General features: G+C 69.2%; 3 protein-coding genes. 1 reads left to right on the top strand and 2 read right to left on the bottom strand.

Annotated features, from left to right (window positions below; translation table 11 throughout):
* Positions 1-269: 269 nt before the first annotated feature.
* Complete coding sequence (locus ACRDSQ_RS28015) at positions 270-1,211, bottom strand: DEAD/DEAH box helicase (RefSeq protein WP_431425155.1); 942 nt, start codon at positions 1,209-1,211, stop codon at positions 270-272.
* Here ACRDSQ_RS28015 and ACRDSQ_RS28020 point away from each other — a divergent pair.
* The gene (locus tag ACRDSQ_RS28020) at positions 1,196-2,446 is read left to right on the top strand and encodes a helicase-associated domain-containing protein (RefSeq protein WP_431425152.1); all 1,251 of its coding nucleotides are present in this window, start codon (positions 1,196-1,198) and stop codon (positions 2,444-2,446) included. The genes ACRDSQ_RS28015 and ACRDSQ_RS28020 overlap by 16 nt on opposite strands.
* 39 nt (positions 2,447-2,485) lie before the next feature.
* Here ACRDSQ_RS28020 and ACRDSQ_RS28025 read toward each other — a convergent pair.
* Positions 2,486-2,711: hypothetical protein (locus ACRDSQ_RS28025; RefSeq protein WP_431425153.1), on the bottom strand; the 226-nt coding region annotated here is incomplete at its 5' end.

The following is a 2,711-nucleotide window of genomic DNA, read 5'->3' on the forward strand; positions in this document are numbered from 1 at the left end:
CCACGCGTGGTCCGCCGCACACAGCGCACCCCGTTCCCGTCGAAGAAACCCATCGACAAGCACCTGACAGGCCCACCACCCACAGTCGTGACCATCCTCACCCGAACCTAAAGTTCCTGGTATTGGGCCACGCCCACAGCGGCCTGACATCACCACCTCACGTGGGCTGAACAGCTACCGGTCATCCAGAGTCATAGCAAACGCCGCGGGTCGGAAAATCCGAGGCTAGTGTAGCCGGGCGCCCTTTTGTTCAGGGACGACGCAAGTACTCAGGTGGCGATGTCGTGGTAGTCGTGCACCTCGGCGGTCGCCTTGCCTGGATAGGAGCGCAGGATGCGTCCGGCGTACTGGACGAGGCGTCCCTTGAACGCGATCGGCGCGGCCAGGAACAGCGTGTCCAGCACCGGGCAGTCGAATCCCTCACCGACATACGGGCCGGTCGCCACGACCAGCAGCGGTGGCCCGTCCTGTCGCGGCTGCAGGCGTTCCGTCGCCGCGCGGCGAGCTTTGACACCCATACCGCCGCGCAGCACGACCGGGTCGAATCCCTTGTCACGCAACAGTTCAGCGAAGCGTTCGACATGCGCTGTCCATTGCGTCAGCACCAGGCAGTGACGACCGCGGGCGAGCGCTTCCGTCACGTCGTCGACGACTTGGGCGGCGCGGGCCTCGTCGGCGACAAGATCTCGATAGACAGCGGCGATCCCGCCCGGCGCGGACGGGTCGGCATCACCCCGATAGCGGAAACGTCGTCGGGTGCACATGCAGCACGGGTCACCGTCGCCTGGCTCCAGATCCAACTGCGGCGTCGAGTGCGCGGCAAGGCTGGCCGCGGAGTCGATGGTGTGCCGGACGGGGCCGACCTGCAGTGCGATGAGATCGTCGAGCTTGTCCCGCCGGTAGGGGGTGGCGGTCAGGCCAATCCAACGGCGGGCCGGGATCTGCTTGACCGCATGCTCGAACGCCGCCGCCGGCACGTGGTGGCATTCGTCGACCACCACCAGTCCGTAGCCGGCGGTGACGTCCGCGACGTCCTCGCGCCGGGCCAGTGTCTGCAGCATCGCCACGTCCACCACGCCCCGCGTTTTGCTGCGGCCGCCGCCGAGCTGACCGGCCTTCACACCCAGCATTTCGCCGATCCTGGCCCGCCACTGGTCGGCCAGCGCCTTACGATCGACCGCCGCTGGGCCAGCCGATGAGCGCGGCGGCAGGCGGCACGCCGGATGGGGTGGTGCGGGAGACCGAGCGGGCCGCCCTGGCCAACCTCACCGCGGTGTTGCAGGTGTGCGCCGCAGGCGCACTTCGGTGCAGCGACAAGACCCGGCGCCCGTCCGCGGCGACGGTCGCGACAGTGGCCGCTGCACTGGTCGACGGAGACTTCTACGCCGACCAAGCAATCGCCGCGTTCGCCTGGCCACTGCTTGTGCAGGCGGGCGGCCTGGCCGAACTGTCCGGCGGCAGGCTACGGCTGACCGCCCGCGGCCACCGGGCGCTGGGGCGCCCACCGGCCGAGGTGGCCCGTCAACTCTGGCAGGCATGGATCACTCGCGGCCTGATCGACGAGCTCAGCCGCGTCGAACACATCAAGGGACAGCGAACCACCAACACTCTCACCGCGGTGAAGACTCGCCGCCAAGCCGTCGCCGACACGCTGACCCTCCTGCCACCTGACCAGTGGATCACCGTCGACGACCTGTTCCGCAGGATGCGGCAGACCGAGCCCCGACTGCGCATCGCGCGCACCGAACGCGCCCTGTGGAAGCTGTATATCGCCGACCCGCAGTACGGCAGCCTCGGCTACGACGGCTTCGCCGACTGGCCGGGCCGCTACGCCCTCGCCGTGATCTTCGAGTACGCCGCGCCCCTCGGGCTGGTCGACATCAACTACGACTCGCCCGACGGTGCCCGTGACGACTTCCGCGACAACTGGGGCACCGACGACCTCGCCTGGCTCAGCCGCTACGACGGACTGCGCGCAATCCGCCTCACCCCACTCGGCCGCTACGCCCTCGACCTCGCCCCCGAATACCAACCCACAGCGCCCGACCGGCAAGCGACCGCCGGGACGACCCTGAAGGTGCTCGCCAACCGCGACATCGTCAGCACCCGCACGCTCACCCCGGCCGACCAGGCCCTGAACGCGTTCGCGAAACGCACCGCCGACCGGGTGTGGACGCTGAGCCCCACGTCGCTGCTCGCCGCGATCGACGCCGGCCACAGCCTGGAGGGCCTGACCCGCTTCCCCACCGACCGAGCCAGCCACGAGCTTCCCGACGCGGTGACCACGCTCATCGCCGACACCACCGCGCGAGCCGGCCAGATCCGCGACACCGGAGTCGTTCGGCTCATCGAATGCGCCGACCACGCCCTCGCGGTCCTGATCGCCAGCCACCCCGACCTGCGCGGCCGCTGTCAGCACGTCGGCGACCGCCACATCGCCGCCTGAGCACGAACCGCAGCTCCGCACAACTCTGCGCACCCTCGGCTACCCCATGACCACACCCGCCGACTCCACCCGCCGACAAACCCCTGGACTCCGATAACCGCCGGTCCTGTGTGCCCGAGATGTGCCCGAGAGTTTCGGAGATCGCGGGATGAGTCTGGCGGCTGCTTCGGCGGCCTCGCGGGCCATCTCGGGCAGGACGCTGGTGTAGGTGTCCGCGGTGAACGAGTAGGACGCGTGTCCGAGCATTTCCTGCACCACCTTCATG

Origin of the sequence: Actinokineospora sp., from assembly GCF_050699995.1 — a bacterium.
Classification (GTDB): domain Bacteria; phylum Actinomycetota; class Actinomycetes; order Mycobacteriales; family Pseudonocardiaceae; genus Actinokineospora.

Bases quoted from the DNA above. Each gene is read 5' to 3' on its own strand.
- ACRDSQ_RS28020 (WP_431425152.1), top strand. From the start codon at position 1,196: ATGAGCGCGGCGGCAGGCGGCACGCCGGATGGGGTGGTGCGGGAGACC.